The organism is Streptomyces sp. CB01249, assembly GCF_001905735.1.
GTDB lineage: Bacteria > Actinomycetota > Actinomycetes > Streptomycetales > Streptomycetaceae > Streptomyces.
Genome location: NZ_LISW01000004.1, coordinates 29,199 through 50,302, shown reverse-complemented (window position 1 = coordinate 50,302; position 21,104 = coordinate 29,199). Strand labels below are relative to the sequence as shown.

Genomic DNA, 21,104 nt, shown 5'->3' with positions numbered 1-21,104 from the left:
CATGCCGCCCTCGCAGAAGCGCGCCCGTCGCTACGACCCGGCCAGGACCCGCACCGCGGTCCTCGCCCAGTTCGCCCACGTCCGGGACGGCGTGCGCACGCTGACCCCGGAGCAGCTGGCCGCGCCGAGCGGACTCGGTGACTGGACGGTGCGCGAGCTCGCCGTGCACCTCACCATGGCCCTCTCCCACGTCAGCCGGACGCTGGAGCTGCCCGCGCCGGCCCTCGCCAGACCCGAGGTGACCCTCCTGGAGTGGCCGTTCACCACAGCGGCCCGCGCCCCCCGGATCGCGGACGACACCGCCGAACGGGCCGCCGCCGCCCCCGACCTGGACGCGCTCTACGCGGAGGTCGCCGCCCGCTTCGAGGCCCTGGTGACCGGCGCCTCAGAGGACCGGCTGCTGGCCACCCGGGTCGGGGCGATGCGCCTCGGCGACTTCCTGGTCACCCGCACCGTGGAGCTCGTCGTCCACACCTGGGACCTCAACGAGGCGACCGGGCTCTCCGTCCCGTACGACCGGCAGGCGCTCGCCGCGTGCAGCCGGCTCCTCGCCGACGCGCTGGCCGAGAAGGCGCCCGGCGGATCGGTCGAGGTCCGGGTGCCGCCGTTCGCCGTGGTGCAGTGCGTCCAGGGGCCGCGCCACACCCGGGGCACCCCGCCCAACGTCATCGAGACCGACCCGCTCACCTGGATCCGGCTCGCGACCGGGCGTACGGAGTGGGCGCGGGAGGTCGAAGCGGCCGGGGTCGCCGCGAGCGGCGAGCGCGCGGATCTCTCCGAGCTGCTGCCGCTGATGGGCTGACCCGTCCCGGCCGACCCACCCCCGGACGCCCCGAGATGCCGCATACCGGGCGCCCACGGTGTGAGGCTCGCCACGAAACGACCGGTCGGGCTGCTTGCCCCCGGCGCCCGGGAACCGGCTCACGCAGTGCCACGACGGGCCTCTTCGCGGGGTTTTCCGGGTGGCCGGAACCCGCCGGTGGATGGCCGGTGATCCGGGCGTCGCCTGCCCTGCGGCGGTTGCCGCGCGTAGATCGGGGAAGGCCCGCGATTACCGTGCGTGACCGATCCGAGGGGCCCGGGAGCGGTCTTCGAGGGCGCTTCGCCGGTGGTGGGGCGGGGGATCCCCAATTCGGACCAGTGGTCGATCTCCCCTACACTCGATGGCGTGCCTCGTGGTGATGGACGACTCAACCACGACCTGCTCCCCGGAGAGAAGGGCCCCCAGGACGCTTGCGGCGTCTTCGGTGTCTGGGCTCCGGGCGAAGAGGTCGCCAAGCTCACCTATTTCGGACTGTATGCCCTGCAGCACCGTGGACAGGAGTCCGCGGGCATCGCAGTGAGCAACGGGTCCCAGATCCTGGTCTTCAAGGACATGGGACTGGTCTCGCAGGTCTTCGACGAAACCTCCCTGGGATCGCTCCAGGGCCATATCGCGGTCGGTCATGCCCGCTACTCCACCACCGGTGCCTCGGTGTGGGAGAACGCGCAGCCGACGTTCCGTGCGACCGCGCACGGCTCGATCGCCCTCGGTCACAACGGGAACCTGGTCAACACGGCCCAGCTCGCGGAGATGGTCGCCGACCTCCCGCGCAAGGACGGCCGCGCCACCCAGGTCGCCGCGACCAATGACACCGACCTGGTGACCGCGCTGCTCGCCGGCCAGACCGACGACGACGGCAAGCCGCTCACCATCGAGGAGGCCGCCGCCAAGGTGCTTCCCGAGGTGCGGGGCGCCTTCTCCCTGGTCTTCATGGACGAACACACGCTCTACGCCGCCCGTGACCCGCAGGGCATCCGCCCGCTGGTCCTCGGCCGCCTGGAGCGCGGCTGGGTCGTCGCGTCGGAGTCCGCCGCCCTCGACATCTGCGGCGCCAGCTTCGTCCGCGAGATCGAGCCGGGCGAGATGGTCGCCATCGACGAGAACGGTCTGCGCACCTCGCGATTCGCGGAAGCGAAGCCGAAGGGCTGTGTCTTCGAGTACGTCTACCTGGCGCGCCCCGACACCGACATCGCGGGCCGCAACGTCTACCTCTCCCGGGTGGAGATGGGTCGCAAGCTGGCCGCCGAGGCGCCCGTCGAGGCGGATCTGGTCATAGCGACGCCGGAGTCCGGCACCCCGGCCGCCATCGGTTACGCGGAGGCCAGCGGGATTCCGTTCGGCGCCGGCCTGGTGAAGAACGCCTACGTCGGCCGGACCTTCATCCAGCCGTCCCAGACGATCCGCCAACTGGGCATCCGCCTCAAGCTGAACCCGCTCAAGGAAGTCATCAAGGGCAAGCGCCTGGTGGTCGTGGACGACTCGATCGTCCGCGGCAACACCCAGCGCGCACTGGTCCGGATGCTCCGTGAGGCCGGTGCCGCCGAGATCCACATCCGGATCTCGTCCCCGCCGGTGAAGTGGCCCTGCTTCTTCGGCATCGACTTCGCGACCCGCGCCGAGCTGATCGCCAACGGCATGTCCGTCGAGGAGATCGGCACGTCGATGGGCGCCGACTCGCTCGCGTACATCTCGATCGACTCGATGATCGAGGCGACGACGATCGACAAGCCGAACCTGTGCCGCGCCTGCTTCGACGGCGAGTACCCGATGGAGCTCCCGGATCCGGAGCTGCTCGGCAAGCAGCTGCTGGAGACCGAGCTGGCGGCGGGCCCCGCGGCGACCGCGGCGGCCGACGCGCTGCGGCGGCCGTGACCCGGACCGTCCGGCAGCCCTTCCCCCAGCCCCGTATCTCCACACGAAAGATCCCAGGCAATGTCTGAGACAACAGGTGCTTCCTACGCGGCAGCGGGCGTCGACATCGAGGCCGGCGACCGCGCCGTCGAGCTGATGAAGGAGTGGGTGAAGAAGACGCAGCGCCCCGAGGTCGCGGGTCTCGGTGGCCTCGGCGGTTTCGCCGGCCTCTTCGACGCCTCGGCGCTCAAGCGCTACGAGCGTCCGCTCCTGGCCTCCGCCACCGACGGCGTCGGCACCAAGGTCGACCTCGCCCGTCAGATGGGCGTGTACGACACGATCGGTCACGACCTCGTCGGCATGGTCGTGGACGACCTCGTCGTCTGCGGCGCCGAGCCGCTGTTCATGACCGACTACATCTGCGTCGGCAAGGTGCACCCCGAGCGTGTCGCGGCCATCGTCAAGGGCATCGCCGAGGGCTGTGTGCTGGCCGGCTGCGCGCTGGTCGGCGGCGAGACGGCCGAGCACCCGGGTCTGCTGGGCGCGGACGACTTCGACGTGGCCGGAGCGGGTACGGGCGTGGTCGAGGCCGACCGCCTGCTGGGCCCCGACCGCATCCGCGAGGGTGACGCCGTGATCGCCATGGCGTCCTCCGGGCTTCACTCGAACGGGTACTCGCTCGTCCGCCACGTGGTGTTCGACCGGGCCGGCTGGGCGCTGGACCGCCAGGTCGAGGAGTTCGGCCGGACCCTGGGCGAGGAGCTCCTGGAGCCGACCCGGATCTACTCGCTGGACTGCCTGGCCCTCACCCGTACGACCGAGGTGCACGGCTTCAGCCACGTCACCGGCGGCGGCCTGGCCAACAACCTCGCCCGGGTCATCCCGGACGACCTGCACGCGACGGTGGACCGCTCCACCTGGACCCCGGGCGCGGTGTTCGACCTCGTCGGCAAGGCCGGTCAGGTCGAGCAGCTGGAGCTGGAGAAGACGCTGAACATGGGCGTCGGCATGATCGCGGTCGTCCCCGCCGAGTCCGTGGACGCGGCCCTGACGACGCTGGCCGACCGGGGTGTCGACTCCTGGGTCGCCGGCGAGATCACCGCCCGGGGCGACCACGCGACCGGCGCCGAGCTGGTGGGTTCGTACGCACGCTGAGCGGGAGGACCGGTCGGGCCGACGGGCCCGGCCGGTCACCGGCCGCCTCGCCCTTCCCGTACGCAGGCAGCACAAAACCCGGTCCGGAGGAGCTCCGAACCGGGGTGATGTGTCAGCGCGAGGTCAAGCGCCGCGGCGCTTGGACGACGGACCGGACTGGTCGTTCTCGTCCTCGTCCTCGTCGTTGTTGTACAGATCCGCGTACTGTGCGTACGGGTCATCTTCCTCGTCGTCGTCCTCGAACGGCTCCGCGTTCGGTGGCTGACTCGAAGTCGATGCGCCCAGCTCATTGGCCAGACGCGACAGGTCCGTCCCGCCGCTGCTGTACTTCAGCTGGCGGGCGACCTTTGTCTGCTTGGCCTTTGCCCGGCCGCGCCCCATGGCTCGACCCCCTCGGTGACGGGGCTCGACGGCCCCAGAGTCTTGACACGCGTTCATGTTTCAGGACGGACTCTCGGTAGAGAGACCGTGCCTGTAGAGCTTTAACGGTACCTGCTTCCGCGGCCATACGGTACGCCGCCCGCATCACGCGCCCCGGAAGAGGACCTGCGAGACGCCCCGTCCTCGCTGGTCAACTGCGATTTTAACCTCTTATCGGCAGGCGACCCGCCGACCGGCGTGAGTCTTGTCTCGCCGGCCGACGGGCCGCGACCCCGAGGAGGGGTGCCGGCTCAGCGGCGACGGGCGTCCGCCATCCGCTGTTCGGCGATCCGGTCGGCCGCCGCGGCCGGCGGAATGCCGTCTTCCTTCGCACGTGCGAATATGGCCAGCGTGGTGTCGAAGATCTTCGTGGCCTTCGCCTTGCACCGGTCGAAGTCGAAGCCGTGCAGCTCGTCCGCGACCTGGATGACCCCGCCCGCGTTCACCACGTAGTCGGGCGCGTACAGGATGGCGCGGTCGGCCAGGTCCTTCTCGACGCCCGGGTGCGCGAGCTGGTTGTTGGCCGCGCCGCACACCACCTTCGCGGTGAGCACCGGCACGCTGTCGTCGTTGAGGGCGCCGCCCAGCGCGCACGGGGCGTAGATGTCCAGGCCCTCGGTACGGATCAGCGCCTCGGTGTCCGCCGCGACGGCGACCCCGGGGTGCTTGTCGGTGATCCGGCGGACGGACTCCTCGCGCACATCGGTGATCACGACCTCGGCACCGTCCGCGAGCAGGTGCTCGACCAGGTGGTGGCCGACCTTGCCGACACCGGCGACCCCCACTTTCCGGCCACGCAGCGTCGGGTCGCCCCACAGGTGCTGGGCCGAGGCCCGCATGCCCTGGAAGACGCCGAACGCGGTGAGCACCGACGAGTCGCCGGCGCCGCCGTTCTCGGGGGAGCGGCCGGTGGTCCAGCGGCACTCGCGGGCCACGACGTCCATGTCGGCGACGTAGGTGCCGACGTCGCAGGCCGTCACGTACCGGCCGCCGAGCGAGGCGACGAACCGGCCGTAGGCCAGCAGCAGTTCCTCGCTCTTGATCTGCTCGGGGTCGCCGATGATGACGGCCTTGCCGCCACCGTGGTCGAGCCCGGCCAGGGCGTTCTTGTACGACATGCCGCGCGCGAGGTTCAGCGCGTCGGCGACGGCCTCGGCCTCGGAGGCGTACGGGTAGAAGCGAGTGCCGCCGAGGGCGGGGCCCAAGGCGGTGGAGTGGAGGGCGATGACGGCCTTGAGGCCGCTGGCCCGGTCCTGGCAGAGGACGACTTGCTCGTGTCCGCCCTGGTCCGAGTGGAACAGGGTGTGCAGGACATCGACAGGCGCGCCGGTCACATCGGTCACTGTGGTGACTCCCAAGTACGAAGCGGCGGAAAGACCCTCCTGAAGGTGGGGAGGGCCCAGCCGGACCGGCCGTACGGACGGCCCGGCTGGGCAAGAGCGTAAGTCCTACCCCCACGTAGATCTGTTCCAGTGCCAAGGATCACCCCCCACCGGGGGGCAGGCGTGACACGATCACCGCATGTCGGTGGTGTCTTCGGTGCTGGTTCCCTACGCGTCCTACCTCCGGGTGTACGAGCCACTGGCGGCCTTCCCGGAGGGCGAGCGCGCCCACTGGGCCCGCTACGCGGCCCGCGACCGGGTGCCCACGGCACAGGACGAACTCAGGCGCTCGCTGGCCGACTTGGTGGCGACCCCGCCCGCCGGTGTGCCGGCGCACGAGAGCGCCGACGCGTTCGTGGCCGAGGTGGACGGCGTGGTGTGCGTGTGCCCGTGGCGGACCCGGCTGCGCGGCTGGCTGGCGATGGACGGGCTGGCGGAGCTGTTCCCCGGGCCGGTGCTCGACGCGGTGCTGCCGCCGGTGGTGCGCGGGCAGGCGCTGGCCGACCACGAGCGGTGGGCGGAGCGCAATCCGGACGCCCGGCCGTGGATCAGGACGGCGGTGTGGCAGGTGCCGGTGCGCTGGTTCGTGCTGTTCGCGGACGAGGAGCGGGAGCATGTGGTCGCCGGTCCGGACGGGGAGCCTCCGGTGTTCCGGTACCGGACGCCGATGGTCGAGGCGCGGCGCCGGCTGGCCCGGTCGCTGCGGACGCTGCGGGAGACGATGGACGAGGGTCCGCTGACGGCGGGGCTCGTGGACGTCGGGCGGTGGCTGGAGGAGTTCCACCCGCGCTCGCTCGTGGAGCTGGACTACGGCGGGCTCGTGCACGCGCTGCCGGAGCGGGAGCTCAGCGTCGACCGGAGCGCCGCCGACGTGGCGGAGGGGATCGCCGCGCTGCGGGCGGGGGACGCGGAGCGGGCGGCCGAGGCGTACGCGCGTCTCGCGGAGCGCTGGCGGGCCGTAAGGGACCGTCAGTTCGCCAACTGACCGGCGCGGCACCTTGCGCGAACGGTTCGTGAACCGGTTTCGGATGTGACACGTGTGGGTGAAGGGGCGGAAGGGGCACAGGGGGTGGCGGGACCTACGTCCCGAACCGGGCCTTTGCCTCAACCGTGATGGATAGCACTTACGGGGCCCTTGCGCCCTTCCCTACCCCTCGTGCCAAAATAGGACAAGGAGTCCGGTGAGGACTCCATCCGTCCATGTATGGGCGGATCACTCAGCATTGCACGCTATGGGGGGTCTGATGACTCCTGATCGCTCTGTGACTGATCGTCACGGTGGTGTGACTGTCCGCTATGGCATGGTCCATCGGCTTTCCGTCGCTGATGGACACCTGGGAGGGCAATTCCATCGGTTTGGCCGACCGGGCTGGACGGATGGTGTAGTTGTAGTGCCGAGGACAAGCCGTTCGTCCTATAACCGACTCGGCCCGCGTCCGCCATTTCGGGCAACGTGGGTCAAGGTGCAGAATTTAGAGGAAAGAACCGAGATGGTTCGGTTCTCCCGAGGAGGCCGCTCATGACCGCTCGCACCCCTGATGCCGAGCCGCTGCTGACCCCGGCTGAGGTTGCCACGATGTTCCGCGTGGACCCGAAGACGGTTACCCGTTGGGCGAAGGCAGGCAAGCTCACGTCCATCCGCACGCTCGGTGGGCATCGCCGGTACCGCGAGGCAGAGGTCCGCGCACTGCTTGCGGGTATTCCGCAGCAGCGCAGCGAGGCCTGACAAACCCCCTGTCACCCCGTCACACCTGGGCTTTTGGGTCCCCCAACCCACTTGCTCACCCATAGCTCCATATGACGGGCGCCCGCCCCAACGGGCGCCATACCTGTGTCGTACGGGTCATGTCATCCGATCGCGCTGGACTCCGCCGGGTCCAGCGCGATTTTTTTGCGCCCGGAACGGGTCCGCCTTGCGCCTGCCCCCCGTCGGCTTACGGCCTCGTTTGCGCAGCCAGGCCCGGCGGCCGGGGCCTCGTCGGCGGCCTCACTCGCGGCGTCGCCCGTGGTGTCGGCGGGCGGTGCGGGGGTATCCGGAGGACATCCTTCCGGGAGGTGCAATTGCACATATTAAATTCGCTAGTTGTAGGAAGGGTGTAAAGGACCCCCTTCTCAAAACTGATTCAGTGACACCCGTCACACTGCACGAGTGTTGCCAACTACGAGCCTGCCACTGTGAGGAAGCCGACGGCGCCGCCGAAGGTCATGTCGTGGGAGGACTTACGTCCCCGCTGCGCGACGGCTGTACGGGGACTCGTCGGCGCCTCGTGGGCGGCTCGGGCGGTCCGGCGGGCCGATCGGGCGTCCGGGCGTCCTGTGGGGCCGTCACGGGCTCCATGGCGAGCCTCAGCAGCCGGGCGCAGACCGCGCAGTGCCGGGTGAGGTGCCGGTAGCCGGAGGCGGCGGCCAGGTGCGCGCGCAGCAGCGCGCGGACGTCGTGCCTGGGTGCCTTCACGAGCCCCTGTGTCCGCTCGCGCCGGCTCTCGCCCGTGGATGCCCCCATCACGCCACCTCCCGGTGGATGCGCGCCGCCCCACTCCGGGAATCCCGGGGCGACCCCTGGTTTCTGAGTACTCGTCGGGGGACACCGCAGTCAAGACGCGCGAAAGCCCGGATCGATGCGATCCGGGCTTTCGTTACTGCGGTCCTGACGGGATTTGAACCCGCGGCCTCCACCTTGACAGGGTGGCGAGCACTCCTAACTGCTCCACAGGACCAGGTTTCGCTGCCTTCCTTGCGTCCGGCTGCGAAAACAGACTGTACAGGAGTTCAGCGGGTGCGGTCGAACTCACTCCGGGTGGCAGGTCCGTTACGGAGATGGACTAGGGTGCGGCGGCGTCGATCGCCTTCACGATCCGCTTGTCCGAGACCGGGAACGCGGTGCCCAGGGCGTGCGCGAAGTAGCTCACCCGCAGCTCCTCGATCATCCACCGGATGTCCAGTACCTCCTGCGGGACGGGCCGGCCCTTGGGCAGCTGCTCCAGCAGCCAGGCGTACTCGTCCTGCATCTCGTGGACCTTCTCCATGCGCGTGGTGTCGCGCTGGACGTTGGTCGGCATCTGCTGGAGCCTGCGGTCCTCCGCCACCAGGTAGCGCATCAGGTCGGGCAGCCTGCGCAGCCCGGTCGCGGTGACGAAGCCGGGCGGCATCAGGCGCGCCAAGTGGTCGCGTACGTCCGTGACGTTGTTGATCAGGACCAGGCTGTTGGTGGCCTTCAGCCGGCGCTCGCACGCCTGCCAGGCCGCCAGGATCTGCTGCACCTGGCCGATCGTGCGCACGGTCAGGTCCACGAGGTCCGCGCGCACCTTGTCGTACAGCGTCCGGAACGACGCCTCGTCCCAGGCGGGGCCGCCGTGCGCCGCGATCAGCCGGTCGGCGGCCGCCGTCGCGCAGTCGTCGAACAGGGCCTGGATCGAGCCGTGGGGATTGCGGGACAGGGCCAGCTTCTGCTGGTTCGTCAGCTTGTCCGACGCGAACTTCGCCGGGTTCACCGGGATGTTCAGCAGGATCAGCTTCCGGGTGCCCCGCCACATCGCCTGCGCCTGCTCGGCCTCGGTGTCGAAGAGGCGTACGGCCACTGTCTCGCCCTGGTCCACCAGTGCTGGGTACGCCTTGACCGGCTGACCGGCTCTCCGCGTCTCGAAGACCTTGTTCAGCGTGCCGATCGTCCAGTCCTTCAGGCCCGAGCGCTCGATGGATTCACCGGAGGGGCCCGCGGTCGCCGCCGCGGCCTTGGAGAGGGCCTGACGGGCCTTCGGGCGCAGCCGGAGCTTCAGCGCCTCCAGGTCCTTGTCCTCGGCGACCCTGCGGCGCCGCTCGTCCACGATCCGGAAGGTGATCTTGAGGTGGTCCGGGACCCGGCTCAGGTCGAAGTCCTCCGCGGTGACCGGGACCCCGACCATCCGCTGCAGCTCACGGGCCAGCGTCACCGGCAGCGGCTCCTGGAGGGGCACGGCCCGGTCCAGGAACTTGTCCGCGTAGTTCGGCGCGGGCACGTAGTGCCGGCGGATCGGCTTGGGCAGCGAGCGGATCAGCTCGGTGACGACCTCCTCGCGCAGCCCCGGGATCTGCCAGTCGAAGCCCTCCGAGGTGACCTGGTTCAGCACCTGGAGCGGGATGTGGACGGTCACACCGTCGGCGTCCGCGCCCGGCTCGAACTGGTAGGTCACCCGGAACTTGAGCTTCCCCTGCCGCCAGGAGTCCGGGTAGTCGTCCTTGGTGACGGCCCCGGCCTTCTCGTTGATGAGCATCGAGCGCTCGAAGTCGAGCGCGTCCGGCTCGTCGCGCCGCTTGTGCTTCCACCAGGAGTCGAAGTGGGCACCGGAGACGATGTGTTCGGGGATGCGCTGGTCGTAGAAGTCGAACAGCGTCTCGTCGTCCACGAGGATGTCGCGGCGCCGGGCGCGGTGCTCCAGCTCCTCGACCTCGCCGAGCAGTTTGCGGTTGTCGTGGAAGAACTGGTGGTGCGTGCGCCAGTCGCCCTCGACCAGGGCGTTGCGGATGAAGAGGTCCCGCGAGGTCTCCTGGTCGATCCGGCCGAAATTGATCTTGCGCTGGGCGACGATCGGCACTCCGTACAGCGTGACCCGCTCGTACGCCATCACCGCGGCCTGGTCCTTCTCCCAGTGCGGTTCGCTGTAGGTGCGCTTCAGCAGGTGCTGGGCCAGCGGCTCGATCCACTCGGGTTCGACCTTGGCGTTGACCCGCGCCCAGAGCCGGGACGTCTCCACCAGCTCGGCCGACATCACGAACCGCGGCTGCTTCTTGAACAGCGCCGAACCGGGGAAGATCGCGAACTTGGCGCTGCGGGCGCCCAGGTACTCGTTCTTCTCGGTGTCCTTCAGCCCGATGTGCGACAGCAGCCCGGCCAGCAGCGAGGTGTGCACCGACTGCTCGGGCGCGTCCTCGTCATTGAGGGCGATGCCCATCTGCTTGGCGACCGTGCGCAGCTGGGCGTAGATGTCCTGCCACTCGCGGATGCGGAGGAAGTTCAGGTACTCCTGCTTGCACATCCGGCGGAAGCTGGAGGAGCCGCGCTCCTTCTGCTGCTCGCGGATGTAGCGCCACAGGTTCAGGAAGGCCAGGAAGTCGGACGTCTCGTCCTTGAACCGGGCGTGCTGCTGGTCGGCCTGCGTCTGCTTGTCGGAGGGCCGTTCGCGCGGGTCCTGGATGGAGAGCGCGGCGGCGATGACCATGACCTCGCGGACGCAGCCGTTGCGGTCGGCCTCCACGACCATACGGGCCAGGCGCGGGTCCACCGGCAGCTGCGAGAGCTTGCGGCCCAGCGGGGTGAGCCGCTTCTTCGGATCCTTCTCCGCCGCGTCGAGGGCGCCGAGCTCCTGGAGGAGCTGCACGCCGTCGCGGATGTTGCGGTGGTCCGGCGGGTCGATGAAGGGGAACTTCTCGATGTCGCCGAGGCCGGCGGCGGTCATCTGGAGGATGACGGAGGCCAGGTTCGTACGGAGGATCTCCGCGTCGGTGAACTCCGGGCGGGTGAGGAAGTCGTCCTCGGAGTACAGCCGGATGCAGATGCCGTCCGAGGTACGGCCGCAGCGGCCCTTGCGCTGGTTGGCGCTGGCCTGCGAGATCCGCTCGATCGGCAGCCGCTGCACCTTGGTGCGGTGGCTGTAGCGGGAGATGCGGGCGGTGCCCGGGTCGATCACGTACTTGATGCCGGGAACGGTCAGCGAGGTCTCGGCGACGTTGGTGGCCAGCACGATTCGGCGGCCGGTGTGGCGCTGGAACACCCGGTGCTGCTCGGCGTGCGACAGGCGCGCGTAGAGGGGGAGCACCTCGGTGTTGCGCAGGTTCCGTTTCCCGAGGGCGTCGGCGGTGTCGCGGATCTCGCGCTCGCCGGAGAGGAAGACCAGGACGTCACCGGGGCCCTCGCCCTGGAGCTCGTCCACGGCGTCGCAGATCGCGGTGATCTGGTCGCGGTCGGCGTCATCGCCGTCCTCTTCGAGCAGCGGCCGGTACCGCACCTCGACCGGATACGTACGCCCGCTGACCTCGATGATCGGGGCCTCGCCGAAGTGGCGCGAGAAGCGTTCCGGGTCGATGGTCGCGGAGGTGACGACGACCTTCAGATCGGGGCGCCTGGGCAGCAGCCGGGCCAGATAGCCGAGCAGGAAGTCGATGTTCAGCGACCGCTCGTGGGCCTCGTCAATGATGATCGTGTCGTACGCGAGCAGCTCGCGGTCCGTCTGGATCTCGGCGAGCAGAATGCCGTCCGTCATCAGCTTGACGAAGGTCGCGTCCGGGTTCACCTGGTCGGTGAAGCGGACCTTCCAGCCGACGGTCTCGCCGAGCGGCGTCTTCAGCTCGTCGGCGATCCGCTCGGCCACCGTGCGCGCGGCGATCCGGCGCGGCTGGGTGTGCCCGATCATGCCCCGGAGGCCGCGGCCCAGCTCCATGCAGATCTTGGGGATCTGGGTGGTCTTGCCGGAGCCGGTCTCACCGGCGACGATCACGACCTGGTGGTCGCGTATCGCCTCCAGGATCTCGTCCTTCTTCTGGCTGACCGGGAGCTGTTCCGGGTACGTGACGGCAGGCATCCGGCCGGCCCGCTGCTCAAGCCGCCCGGCTGCCTTGTCCGCCTGGGCGGCGATCTCGTCCAGCACGGCCTGCTGGGCCTCGGGCTTGCGGATGCGGCGGGCGCCCTCGAGGCGGCGGCCGAGCCGGTTCGCGTCGCGGAGCGAGAGCTGCGCGAGCCGGGACTGGAGATCGGCGAAGGAAGTAGACATACGGATCCCAGGATCTCACCCGGGCCGGAGGAAGGGCGAACCCATTTCGGGCGGCGCTCCCCGGTGGGCTGCCGAAGACCTTCCGGAACGGCGAAGGCCCCGTCCATCGGACGGGGCCTTCGGGAAGTGGCTGGGGCCGGGATCGAACCGGCGACCTATCGCTTTTCAGGCGATCGCTCGTACCAACTGAGCTACCCAGCCACAAGGTTTCACGTGAAACCTCAGCGGTCCTGACGGGATTTGAACCCGCGGCCTCCACCTTGACAGGGTGGCGAGCACTCCTAACTGCTCCACAGGACCAAGCAATGTGCGAGACAAGTCTCGCACACGTTCAAGCGTGCCCCCAACGGGATTCGAACCCGTGCTACCGCCTTGAAAGGGCGGCGTCCTGGGCCACTAGACGATGAGGGCTAAGGGCCCGCCTGCGCGCCTTGCAGCGCGTCGGGGACGTGAGAAGCATATGGGATGCCGGCGGCGTTCGCCAAAACGGTTTACGGGGACGGGCTCGGGCCGGTCGGGGACGGGCTCGTGAGGGCGGGCTTCTGCTCCGGCAGATGGCGGCTGACCTCGGCCGTCGTCAGTCCGAGGCCGCCCAGGGTGATCTCGTCCCAGGCCTGCAGGCGGCGGGTGGAGCGGTCCAGATAGAGCACCGACGCGAGCACCTGTTCCGGCTTCTTGTTCTGGACGGCTCGCAGCCCGCCGCCGCCCGTGGAGCCCTCGATCATCAGCCGGGTGCCGCCCTTCAGGAGCTCGTTCTGCCGGTGGTGCACATGGCCCGCCAGCGCCACCGGCACCTCGCCGTCCGTCTCCTTCACCGCCTCCGGTTCATGGGCGACGGCGATGTCGACGGGGGTGCCGGACCGCTGCTGCTCGCGCAGGGCGGCGGCGAGCGTGCGGCCGGCCACGCCCTCGACGTCCTCCGCCTGCTCCGGGCCCGTCCGGTCCGGGGTGAACTGCGGATCCCCGATGCCGGCGACCCGCAGCCCGCCGACGGTCACGGCCCTGCCCTGGTCCAGGACGTGGACGTTCGGGAAGCGCTTCTTGTCGGACAGGTACTTCTGCGTCACGGCCGAGTCGTGGTTCCCGCGCACCCAGACATAGGGGGCGCCCAGGTCGGCGATGGGGTCCAGGAAGCTGTTCTCGACGGCGGCGCCGTGGTCCATCGTGTCGCCGGAGTCGATGATCACGTCGATGTCGTACTGCTCCACGAGCGAGCCGATGATGTGCCACGCGGCCGGGTTCAGATGGATGTCCGAGACATGCAGGACGCGCAGGGTCGCCGGGTCCGGGCTGTAGACCGGGAGCGTCGAGGTGGCGTCGTACAGCTTGGTGACGTTGGTGACCAGGCGGGCCAGTTCCTGCTGGTAGACGTCGAAGTCGCTGACGATCGAGCGGGCGTCGCCGACGACCGAGGGGGCGCTGGAGAGCAGCCCGGAGAACTTGGGCTCCAGGACCGACTTCGGGTTCCAGGTGGCGTACGCGCCCACGCCGGACGCCGCCAGCAGCGCGAGGGCCAGGCCCCCGGCGGCCAGAGCCCGGCGCGGCCTGCGGTACACCGCGAGGCCCAGCGCCGTCGCCCCGGTCACCACTGCCACGCAGGAGCGCAGCGCCAGCTCGCGGGTGCCCGAGGCGACGTCCGACGTGACCTCGTCCTCCAGCCCGGCCAGCCGTTCGGGGTGCTGGACCAGGGCCTGCGAGCGGACCGGGTCGAGCCGGTCCACGTCGACGTCGAGGCGGACCGGGGCGCGGTGCGAGTCCAGCTCCAGGGCGCCGAGCGGGGAGACGTTGATCTTGGTGCCGCCGCTGAGCGAGGGCCGCAGGGTCATCGTCGTGTCCATCGGCCCCACGGGCGTCCGGACGCTGCCCACCGCGAGCAGCCCGAGCCAGGCGCCGAACAGCACCACGACGACCAGTCCGAGCGCCCGGAAGAAGGGGTGGGGTGCGGCGAGAGGGCCGCGGTCTGCGCGGCGGGATATCGGGCGGCGGAAGGGGAGTCGGGCGCGGGCCATTGGGTGCCCCTGCCCCAGTCGTGGCGCGGGTATGCCCGGGTGCGGGGACCTGGGCGGGCCGGGTGGCCGTACGGGACAATGGCCGGGTGCTGGAGATGACGCGGGAAGCGTTCGAGGAACTGGTCGCCGAGGCGCTGGACCGGATTCCGCCGGAGCTGACCCGGCTGATGGACAACGTCGCGGTCTTCGTCGAGGACGAGCCGGAGTCCGACGACCCGGAACTGCTCGGCCTGTACGAGGGCACGCCGCTGACCGAGCGCGGTGAGTGGTACGCGGGCGTGCTGCCGGACCGGATCACGATCTACCGGGGTCCGACGCTGCGAATGTGCGAGACGCGCGAGGACGTGGTGGCCGAGACGGAGATCACCGTCGTCCACGAGATCGCCCACCACTTCGGCATCGATGACGAGAGGCTGCACGCGCTCGGCTACGGCTGAGCGGGGCGCGGGGGCCCGTTGTGAAGGAGCCGCCCCGGCGGGCGTGTCCCGGGCGGGGTCAAGGGAGTTGGGCAGGGCGCACCCGTCTCGTTCATGTCAGGCCTGTCCTTCCTCGCGTCCCCGGAGGTGCCCTCGTGCGCCAGTTCTCCGTCCCCGTCCGCTGGGCAGCGGTCACCGCTGTCGCGCTCGCCACGTCCACCGGCTGTATGAGCGTCGGCTCCGACGGGGCGGAACCGGCGCCCTCGCGGTCCGCCGAGCCGAAGGGGGCCGCGGTCGAGCCGAACGGCTCCACGGTGACGGGGACCGGGCACTCCCGGATCGGCGGCGCCGGTGCGCAGTCGGAGCGCCGGGGCGCCGGGCCGAGCGCCTCCGCCTCGCCCTCCGGGAGCGCCCCGGCCTCCGGCGGGCCCGGGGGTGGGTCGGAGAAGGGCGAGGGCCGGGCCGCCCGTCCGTCCGTACCGGAGGGCCCGGCCGGGTCCGCGCCGCCGGAGCCCTCGGTGCCGGCCGACCCCGGCCCCGTAACCGGTCCGGAGGACCCCGGGGACTCGCCCGCGCCGCCGGACCCGGAGGAGCCCGGTCCGGAGCCCTCGGAGTCCGCGCCGCCGGAGCCCTCGGCGTCTCCGGCGGCTCAGTTCCGTACCGACGCCCTGGGGTGGCCGGACGAGGTGGCGGAGCTGCGTACGCCGGAGGCATCGCCGCAGGTGGGACCGGCCTGAGGGGAGGGGCGAGGGGAGGCGGCTTGCGCAATGTGGGTGAGAGTGCGTATGGTGGTAGATCGTTTGATCCCATTGCCCGGCGCCGACACAGAAGAGCGCCGTGTGGCGCGTACTCTCCCTTGCCGTGGCTGGACCGCATTGAGGCGGTCGACATTGCGAAATCACGGAGTTATGGGCGCGTGCCGAGACTCCGGAAGGTTTCGCATTTCGCATGTCAATTTCCAGTTCTGACCACACCGTCATGCCCGAGAACGTCGAGAACGACGAGCTCACCGCTGTCGCCGAGGCCGTCGTGGCCGAGACCGCCGAGGCCGCTGAGCCGACCGTCACCTTCGCCGACCTGGGCCTGCCCGAGGGCATCGTCCGCAAGCTCGCGCAGAACGGTGTGACCACGCCCTTCCCGATCCAGGCGGCGACCATCCCGGACGCCCTGGCCGGCAAGGACATCCTCGGCCGCGGCCGTACCGGCTCCGGCAAGACCCTCTCCTTCGGCCTGCCGACCCTGTCGGCGCTGGCGGAGGGGCGCACCGAGAAGAAGAAGCCCCGCGCGATCATCCTCACCCCGACCCGTGAGCTCGCGATGCAGGTCGCGGACGCGCTGCAGCCGTACGGCGACGTGCTCGGCCTGAAGATGAAGGTCGTCTGCGGCGGTACGTCGATGGGCAACCAGATCTACGCCCTGGAGCGCGGCGTCGACATCCTCGTCGCCACCCCGGGCCGGCTGCGCGACATCATCAACCGCGGCGCGTGCTCGCTGGAGAACGTCCAGGTCGCCGTCCTCGACGAGGCCGACCAGATGTCCGACCTGGGCTTCCTGCCCGAGGTCACCGAGCTGCTGGACCAGATCCCCGAGGGCGGCCAGCGCATGCTCTTCTCCGCCACCATGGAGAACGAGATCGGCACGCTGGTCAAGCGCTACCTGAGCAACCCGGTCACCCACGAGGTCGACTCCGCCCAGGGCAACGTCTCGACCATGTCGCACCACGTCCTCGTCGTGAAGCCGAAGGACAAGGCGCCGGTCACCTCCGCGATCGCCGCCCGCAAGGGCCGCACGATCATCTTCGTCCGCACCCAGCTGGGCGCCGACCGCATCGCCGAGCAGCTCGTCGACGCGGGCGTCAAGGCGGACGCGCTGCACGGCGGCATGACGCAGGGCGCGCGCACCCGGGTCCTGGAGGACTTCAAGAAGGGTTACGTCAACGCGCTCGTCGCGACCGACGTCGCCGCGCGCGGTATCCACGTCGACGGCATCGACCTGGTCCTGAACGTGGACCCGGCCGGTGACCACAAGGACTACCTGCACCGCTCGGGCCGTACCGCCCGTGCCGGCAAGTCCGGTGTGGTCGTCTCGCTGGCCCTGCCGCACCAGCGCCGCCAGATCTTCCGCCTGATGGAGGACGCGGGCGTCGACGCCTCGCGCCACATCGTGCAGGGCGCGGGCGTCTTCGAGCCGGAGGTCGCCGAGATCACCGGCGCCCGTTCGCTCACCGAGGTCCAGGCCGACTCCGCGAACAACGCCGCGAAGCAGGCCGAGCGCGAGGCCGCCGAGCTGACCAAGCAGCTGGAGCGCGCGCAGCGCCGCGCCGTCGAGCTCCGCGAGGAGGCCGACCGCCTGGTGGCGCGTGCCGCCCGTGAGCGCGGCGACGACCCCGAGGCCGCCGTGGCCGAGGTCACCGCCGAGGCCGAGGCCGCCCTCGCGGCTGCCGCCGCCTCCGTGCCGGAGCAGCCGGCCGTGCGCGAGGACCGCCGCGACGAGCGGGGCAACTACGAGCGCCGCGACAACCGCGGTGGCTACCGGGGCAACGACCGCCGCGACGACCGGGGCGGCGACCGTCCGTTCCGCCGCGACGACCGGCCCTCCGGTGGCTACCGGGGCAACGACCGTCGCGACGACCGCCCGTCGTTCAACCGTGACCGTCGTGACGAGCGTCCGTCGGGTGGCTTCCGTTCCGGTGGTGGCGACCGTCCGTTCAACCGCGACCGTCGTGACGACCGTCCGTCCGGTGGCTTCCGCTCCGGCGGCGACCGCCGGGACGACCGTGGTGGCCGCTCCTTCGAGCGCCGCGACGACCGCCCGTCGTTCAACCGCGACCGTCGCGACGACCGCCCCTCGGGTGGCTTCCGCTCCGGTGGTGGCGACCGTCCGTTCAACCGCGACCGTCGTGACGACCGCCCGTCCGGTGGCTTCCGCTCCGGCGGCGACCGCCCGAACGGCCGCCGCGACGACCACCGTTCGACCGGCACCAGCACCGGCTCCTTCGGCCGCCGCGACGACAAGCCGCGCTGGAAGCGCAACGGCTGATCGTCCGGCCGCTTGATGCCTGGTCAGGGCCCGTACGTCACCTCGGTGACGTACGGGCCCTGACCTTTTTGAACAGGTTCGATTTTCGCTTCCCCGCCGTGCGTTCCCGCTGTTACGATCCGCTCCGCGCCCGCAAGGGCCCCTGGGGAGGGAATCGCAACATGAGGCGTCGTCGCGCCCGAAGAACCATGTCCGCGGCCGTGGCCATCGGAATGACAGCGGGACTGCTGGGACTGGCCGCCGGGGGGCAGGCCGCAGCGGTGGATCCGGTGACACAGCCCGGAGCCGTATCGTTCACCGCCGCCAGGTACGCGCCACGGGTGGCGATCCCGTACGGGGCGGGCACCTCGGGCGTGCTCTACCGGCAGGAGGGCCAGGCCGGTCTTCTCTGGACCGACTGGGACGGCACCACCAGGACGGTGGACGTCCCCGACGCCTCGCCGCTCCTTTCGAACGCCGCCGCCTACGCACTGAAGCGGCCCAAGTGGCTTGCGGCGGGCACGGACACCATCCTCACCCAGGCCGCGGGCCAGTGGCGCGGGACGGACCTCGGGACCGGCCGGTCGAGCGGGTTCCAGCTCCCGGCGGAGCACATCGCGGTGGCCTCGGCCGGGCCGCACCTGCTGACCCGTACCGGAACGAACCTCGCGCCCACCTACCACTTGGCGCGCTGGGGCGGCGCGGACACCGTGACGGTCGGCGCCACCCTCGAACTGCCCGCGCCGATCGCCGACCTGACCGACATCGCCGCCGCCGACGCCTCGACGCTGGTGGTCCGCTGCACGACCGCGGACGGACGGCAGAGCCTCGGGCTGATCGACATCGCCACCGGCCGCTTCACACCCGGCCCCGCGACCGGCGAGCGGGCCCTGCTCACCGCCGACCGGCTCTACTGGGTCGACTCCCTCGGCGACGCCTCCTGGGTGCCCCGGGACAACCCGGCGACCGCCCCGAAGCGGATCGACCTGAAGCCCCGTTACAACGAGGTGCCCGTGCTCGGCGCGGCCGGTGACCGGCTGCTCGTCACCTGGTACGACCGCGAGCCGGACGACATGGTGGACCTGTCCGGGCTCCGCCTCCAGGCGTACCCGAAGGACGGCGGGGAACCGGTCGAGCTGCTGCGGCACGCCGCTCCGGTGACGGTGGCCGCGCCCGACGGCGGCCTCGTGTTCGCGGGCGGTACGGACTCCGCCCACTGGGCGCTGCGGAAGGCCGCCCCCGGCTCCCTCGCCCTGTCCGAGCTGGCGTCGGTGCCCGGCATCCCCGGGCGCGTCTCCCGGATCTCCCTGGCCAACGGGGTCCTGGCGACCAGCGAGCCGGACACCATGTTCCTCCCGTCGAACTTCCAGCGGGCGGTGACGACGAAGCCGGGCTCTCTGGAAGTGGGCGAGCCGGTGTACGAGGGCTGGGCCACCCCGGAATCGGAATGGGAGGGTCCGTGGTCGTCGGGAGACGGGCACCTGATCCGGGTGAACACCTTCGGGGCGGCCGAAGCGAGCGTCGGCGCGATCAACGACGACGACGATCCTCGCTGGTTCCGTATGAACTCCCACTACGGTTCCCTGGTCGACCTCACCGGCCGGTGGGTGATCCTGAACGGCACCAACCCGGACCTGCAGTACGTGGGCGACCTTGGCGCGTACGACACCAAGCCGTACTCGCGGACCGTCCGGGCCGCCTCGGTCTGGGACGGCACGCTGTGGTCGGCCACGAAGACGGCCGGGGTGCTGACCGCGAGCGACGTGGTCACGCAGAAGACGCTCTCCACCGTCACCACGGGCGCCCCGTGCGTGGCCAAGGAGATCCAGGCGGTGGGGCGTTGGCTCTACTGGTCCTGCGGTCCCACCGGCCCGGCCGGTGTCTGGGACCGTACGGCCAAGAAGAGCATCGCGGTGCCCAGCGGTGAGGCCCTGATCGGGGACGGCTACCTCGTCCGGTACGACAAGGCCGCCGGGAAGCTGCTGCTGACCGGGTTCCGCGACGGTACGGCCGACGACACCCACGCGGTCGGCGACCTGCCCGGTACGGCCGCGCACGAGCGGGGCGCGCAGTGGACGGTCGACAAGTTCGGCGGGCCCGTCGCGTACATCGCCGCCGATCAGCGCATCCACCTCGTGCCGAGCGGTGTGGCCACGGAGCGGGTCGACCCGGTCGAGACCGAGGTGGGCACCCGTCTCGACGTCGGCTGGGACTGGAAGGCGCGCTGGCTGATGTCCAAGCCGGTCTCCTCCTGGAAGATCGCGTTCAAGAACCGGGCGACGGGGAAGACCGTGCACACCCTGACCGGCGCCCCGAGCGCCGGCGGCGGGACCGTCGCCGCCACCTGGAACGGCAGGACCGCCTCCGGCGCGTACGCCCCCAACGGCTCCTACACCTGGACCCTGACCGCCGCCCCCGCCGACGGGAACGGCGCCGCCTTCACCACGTCCGGCACCCTCGCACTCACCGGCGGGGCCGCGGTGGCCCGGGACTTCGTCAAGAAGGACGGGTACGGGGACCTGCTCGCGTTCACCTCGGCCGGGAAGGCCGACTGGCGGGCCGGTACCGGGACCGGGGCCGGGCGGGTCGAGGACAAGGTGTCGGGCACCGGCTGGACGGGCGGCAACACCGTGACGGCCGCCGTGCCGTTCGAGGACATCAGCGGCGACCGGTGCAACGACGTGCTGGTCCGTACGGAGGCGGGCGAGCTGCGCGCGTACAAGCCGGGCTGCGGGGCCGCGCTCAAGCCCACCACGCCGTACAAGAAGATCGGCACCGGCTGGAACATGTTCGACGCCCTGACCTCGCCCGGCGACATGTCGGGCGACGGGCGCGCCGATCTGCTCGGCCGGACGCCCTCCGGCGACCTGTACTTCTACCAGGGCAAGGGCGACGGCCTCTTCGAGCCCCGGGTGAAGATCGGTTACGGCTGGCAGGGGTACCTCCTGGCCGGGACGGGCGACCTGGACGGCGACGGCAAGGGCGACCTGGTGGCCCGCGACCGCTCGGGCAACGTGTGGCGCTACCCCGCCACCGTCAACGGCACACTCGGCGCCCGTACCAAGATCGGGTACGGCTGGACCATGTACGACACGATGGTCGGCTCCGGTGATCTGAACGGCGACGGACGCGCGGACCTGCTGGCCCGCGACACGTCCGGGGTGCTGTGGAGCTACCGCGGCGACGGCAAGGGCGCGCTGGCGGCGCGTACCAAGGTCGGCGGCAGCTGGCAGACGTACAAGAATCTCTTCTGATCATTCGCTCGACCTCCGGGCTCCCCGGAAAGG

The 21,104-nt window shown here is 70.8% G+C and carries 14 protein-coding genes and 4 tRNA genes; 9 read left to right on the top strand and 9 right to left on the bottom strand.

The window, feature by feature from the left end; genetic code table 11:
* Position 1 precedes the first annotated feature (1 nt).
* The 3 genes from AMK18_RS19770 to purM all read left to right on the top strand — a co-directional run bounded on the left by AMK18_RS19770 (position 2) and on the right by purM (position 3,829).
* Positions 2-802, top strand: coding sequence for a maleylpyruvate isomerase family mycothiol-dependent enzyme (locus AMK18_RS19770; protein ID WP_073863783.1), 801 nt, complete (start codon positions 2-4; stop codon positions 800-802).
* Between the two features lie 366 nt (positions 803-1,168).
* Entirely contained in the window at positions 1,169-2,695 is a 1,527-nt protein-coding gene (gene purF, locus AMK18_RS19765) for an amidophosphoribosyltransferase (protein ID WP_026171337.1), read from the top strand.
* A 60-nt stretch (positions 2,696-2,755) separates the two neighbouring features.
* Positions 2,756-3,829 (top strand): phosphoribosylformylglycinamidine cyclo-ligase, encoded by a 1,074-nt coding sequence (gene purM, locus AMK18_RS19760; protein WP_073863782.1) that lies wholly within the window; start codon positions 2,756-2,758, stop codon positions 3,827-3,829.
* 123 nt (positions 3,830-3,952) lie between these two features.
* Here purM and AMK18_RS19755 read toward each other — a convergent pair whose 3' ends face one another.
* Together AMK18_RS19755 and AMK18_RS19750 are read right to left on the bottom strand one after the other, a co-directional pair.
* Entirely contained in the window at positions 3,953-4,210 is a 258-nt protein-coding gene (locus AMK18_RS19755; protein ID WP_018101730.1) for a DUF3073 domain-containing protein, read from the bottom strand.
* A gap of 290 nt (positions 4,211-4,500) precedes the next feature.
* The gene (locus AMK18_RS19750; RefSeq protein WP_073863781.1) at positions 4,501-5,592 is read right to left on the bottom strand and encodes a Leu/Phe/Val dehydrogenase; all 1,092 of its coding nucleotides are present in this window, start codon (positions 5,590-5,592) and stop codon (positions 4,501-4,503) included.
* Between the two features lie 178 nt (positions 5,593-5,770).
* Here AMK18_RS19750 and AMK18_RS19745 point away from each other — a divergent pair, with 178 nt between their 5' ends.
* Positions 5,771-6,616 (top strand): hypothetical protein, encoded by an 846-nt coding sequence (locus tag AMK18_RS19745; RefSeq protein WP_073863780.1) that lies wholly within the window; start codon positions 5,771-5,773, stop codon positions 6,614-6,616.
* A gap of 534 nt (positions 6,617-7,150) precedes the next feature.
* Entirely contained in the window at positions 7,151-7,357 is a 207-nt protein-coding gene (bldC, locus tag AMK18_RS19740; protein WP_003949541.1) for a developmental transcriptional regulator BldC, read from the top strand.
* A gap of 477 nt (positions 7,358-7,834) precedes the next feature.
* On the opposite strand, the gene AMK18_RS35260 is transcribed toward bldC, so the two are convergent.
* From AMK18_RS35260 to AMK18_RS19705, 7 genes are all read right to left on the bottom strand, one after another.
* Positions 7,835-8,134, bottom strand: coding sequence for a DUF6274 family protein (locus AMK18_RS35260; protein WP_073863779.1), 300 nt, complete (start codon positions 8,132-8,134; stop codon positions 7,835-7,837).
* A gap of 139 nt (positions 8,135-8,273) precedes the next feature.
* Positions 8,274-8,348 (bottom strand) — tRNA-Asp (locus AMK18_RS19730).
* A gap of 105 nt (positions 8,349-8,453) precedes the next feature.
* On the bottom strand, positions 8,454-12,374 hold the full coding sequence (gene hrpA / locus AMK18_RS19725) for an ATP-dependent RNA helicase HrpA (RefSeq protein ID WP_073863778.1): 3,921 nt from the start codon (positions 12,372-12,374) through the stop codon (positions 8,454-8,456).
* A 127-nt stretch (positions 12,375-12,501) separates the two neighbouring features.
* Positions 12,502-12,575, bottom strand: a tRNA-Phe gene (locus AMK18_RS19720).
* Between the two features lie 24 nt (positions 12,576-12,599).
* Positions 12,600-12,674, bottom strand: a tRNA-Asp gene (locus AMK18_RS19715).
* 38 nt (positions 12,675-12,712) lie between these two features.
* Positions 12,713-12,785 (bottom strand) — tRNA-Glu (locus AMK18_RS19710).
* An 80-nt stretch (positions 12,786-12,865) separates the two neighbouring features.
* Positions 12,866-14,383 carry a metallophosphoesterase family protein gene (locus AMK18_RS19705; RefSeq protein WP_073863777.1) on the bottom strand — a complete coding sequence of 506 codons (1,518 nt, stop codon included), beginning with the start codon at positions 14,381-14,383 and terminating at the stop codon, positions 12,866-12,868.
* Between the two features lie 86 nt (positions 14,384-14,469).
* On the opposite strand from AMK18_RS19705, the gene AMK18_RS19700 reads away from it, so the two are divergent.
* From AMK18_RS19700 to AMK18_RS19685, 4 genes are all read left to right on the top strand, one after another.
* Entirely contained in the window at positions 14,470-14,820 is a 351-nt protein-coding gene (locus AMK18_RS19700) for a metallopeptidase family protein (protein ID WP_018101725.1), read from the top strand.
* Positions 14,821-14,954: 134 nt separating this feature from the next.
* Complete coding sequence (locus AMK18_RS19695) at positions 14,955-15,536, top strand: hypothetical protein (protein WP_073863776.1); 582 nt, start codon at positions 14,955-14,957, stop codon at positions 15,534-15,536.
* A 241-nt stretch (positions 15,537-15,777) separates the two neighbouring features.
* Positions 15,778-17,838, top strand: coding sequence for a DEAD/DEAH box helicase (locus AMK18_RS19690; RefSeq protein ID WP_073863775.1), 2,061 nt, complete (start codon positions 15,778-15,780; stop codon positions 17,836-17,838).
* A 269-nt stretch (positions 17,839-18,107) separates the two neighbouring features.
* Positions 18,108-21,071, top strand: coding sequence for an FG-GAP-like repeat-containing protein (locus tag AMK18_RS19685; RefSeq protein WP_241836604.1), 2,964 nt, complete (start codon positions 18,108-18,110; stop codon positions 21,069-21,071).
* The last annotated feature ends 33 nt before the right edge of the window (positions 21,072-21,104 follow it).

Bases quoted from the DNA above. Each gene is read 5' to 3' on its own strand.
- AMK18_RS19770 (WP_073863783.1), top strand. From the start codon at position 2: ATGCCGCCCTCGCAGAAGCGCGCCCGTCGCTACGACCCGGCCAGGACC.
- purM (WP_073863782.1), top strand. From the start codon at position 2,756: ATGTCTGAGACAACAGGTGCTTCCTACGCGGCAGCGGGCGTCGACATC.
- AMK18_RS19755 (WP_018101730.1), bottom strand. From the start codon at position 4,210: ATGGGGCGCGGCCGGGCAAAGGCCAAGCAGACAAAGGTCGCCCGCCAG.
- AMK18_RS19745 (WP_073863780.1), top strand. From the start codon at position 5,771: ATGTCGGTGGTGTCTTCGGTGCTGGTTCCCTACGCGTCCTACCTCCGG.
- bldC (WP_003949541.1), top strand. From the start codon at position 7,151: ATGACCGCTCGCACCCCTGATGCCGAGCCGCTGCTGACCCCGGCTGAG.
- AMK18_RS35260 (WP_073863779.1), bottom strand. From the start codon at position 8,134: ATGGGGGCATCCACGGGCGAGAGCCGGCGCGAGCGGACACAGGGGCTC.
- hrpA (WP_073863778.1), bottom strand. From the start codon at position 12,374: ATGTCTACTTCCTTCGCCGATCTCCAGTCCCGGCTCGCGCAGCTCTCG.
- AMK18_RS19705 (WP_073863777.1), bottom strand. From the start codon at position 14,383: ATGGCCCGCGCCCGACTCCCCTTCCGCCGCCCGATATCCCGCCGCGCA.
- AMK18_RS19690 (WP_073863775.1), top strand. From the start codon at position 15,778: ATGCCCGAGAACGTCGAGAACGACGAGCTCACCGCTGTCGCCGAGGCC.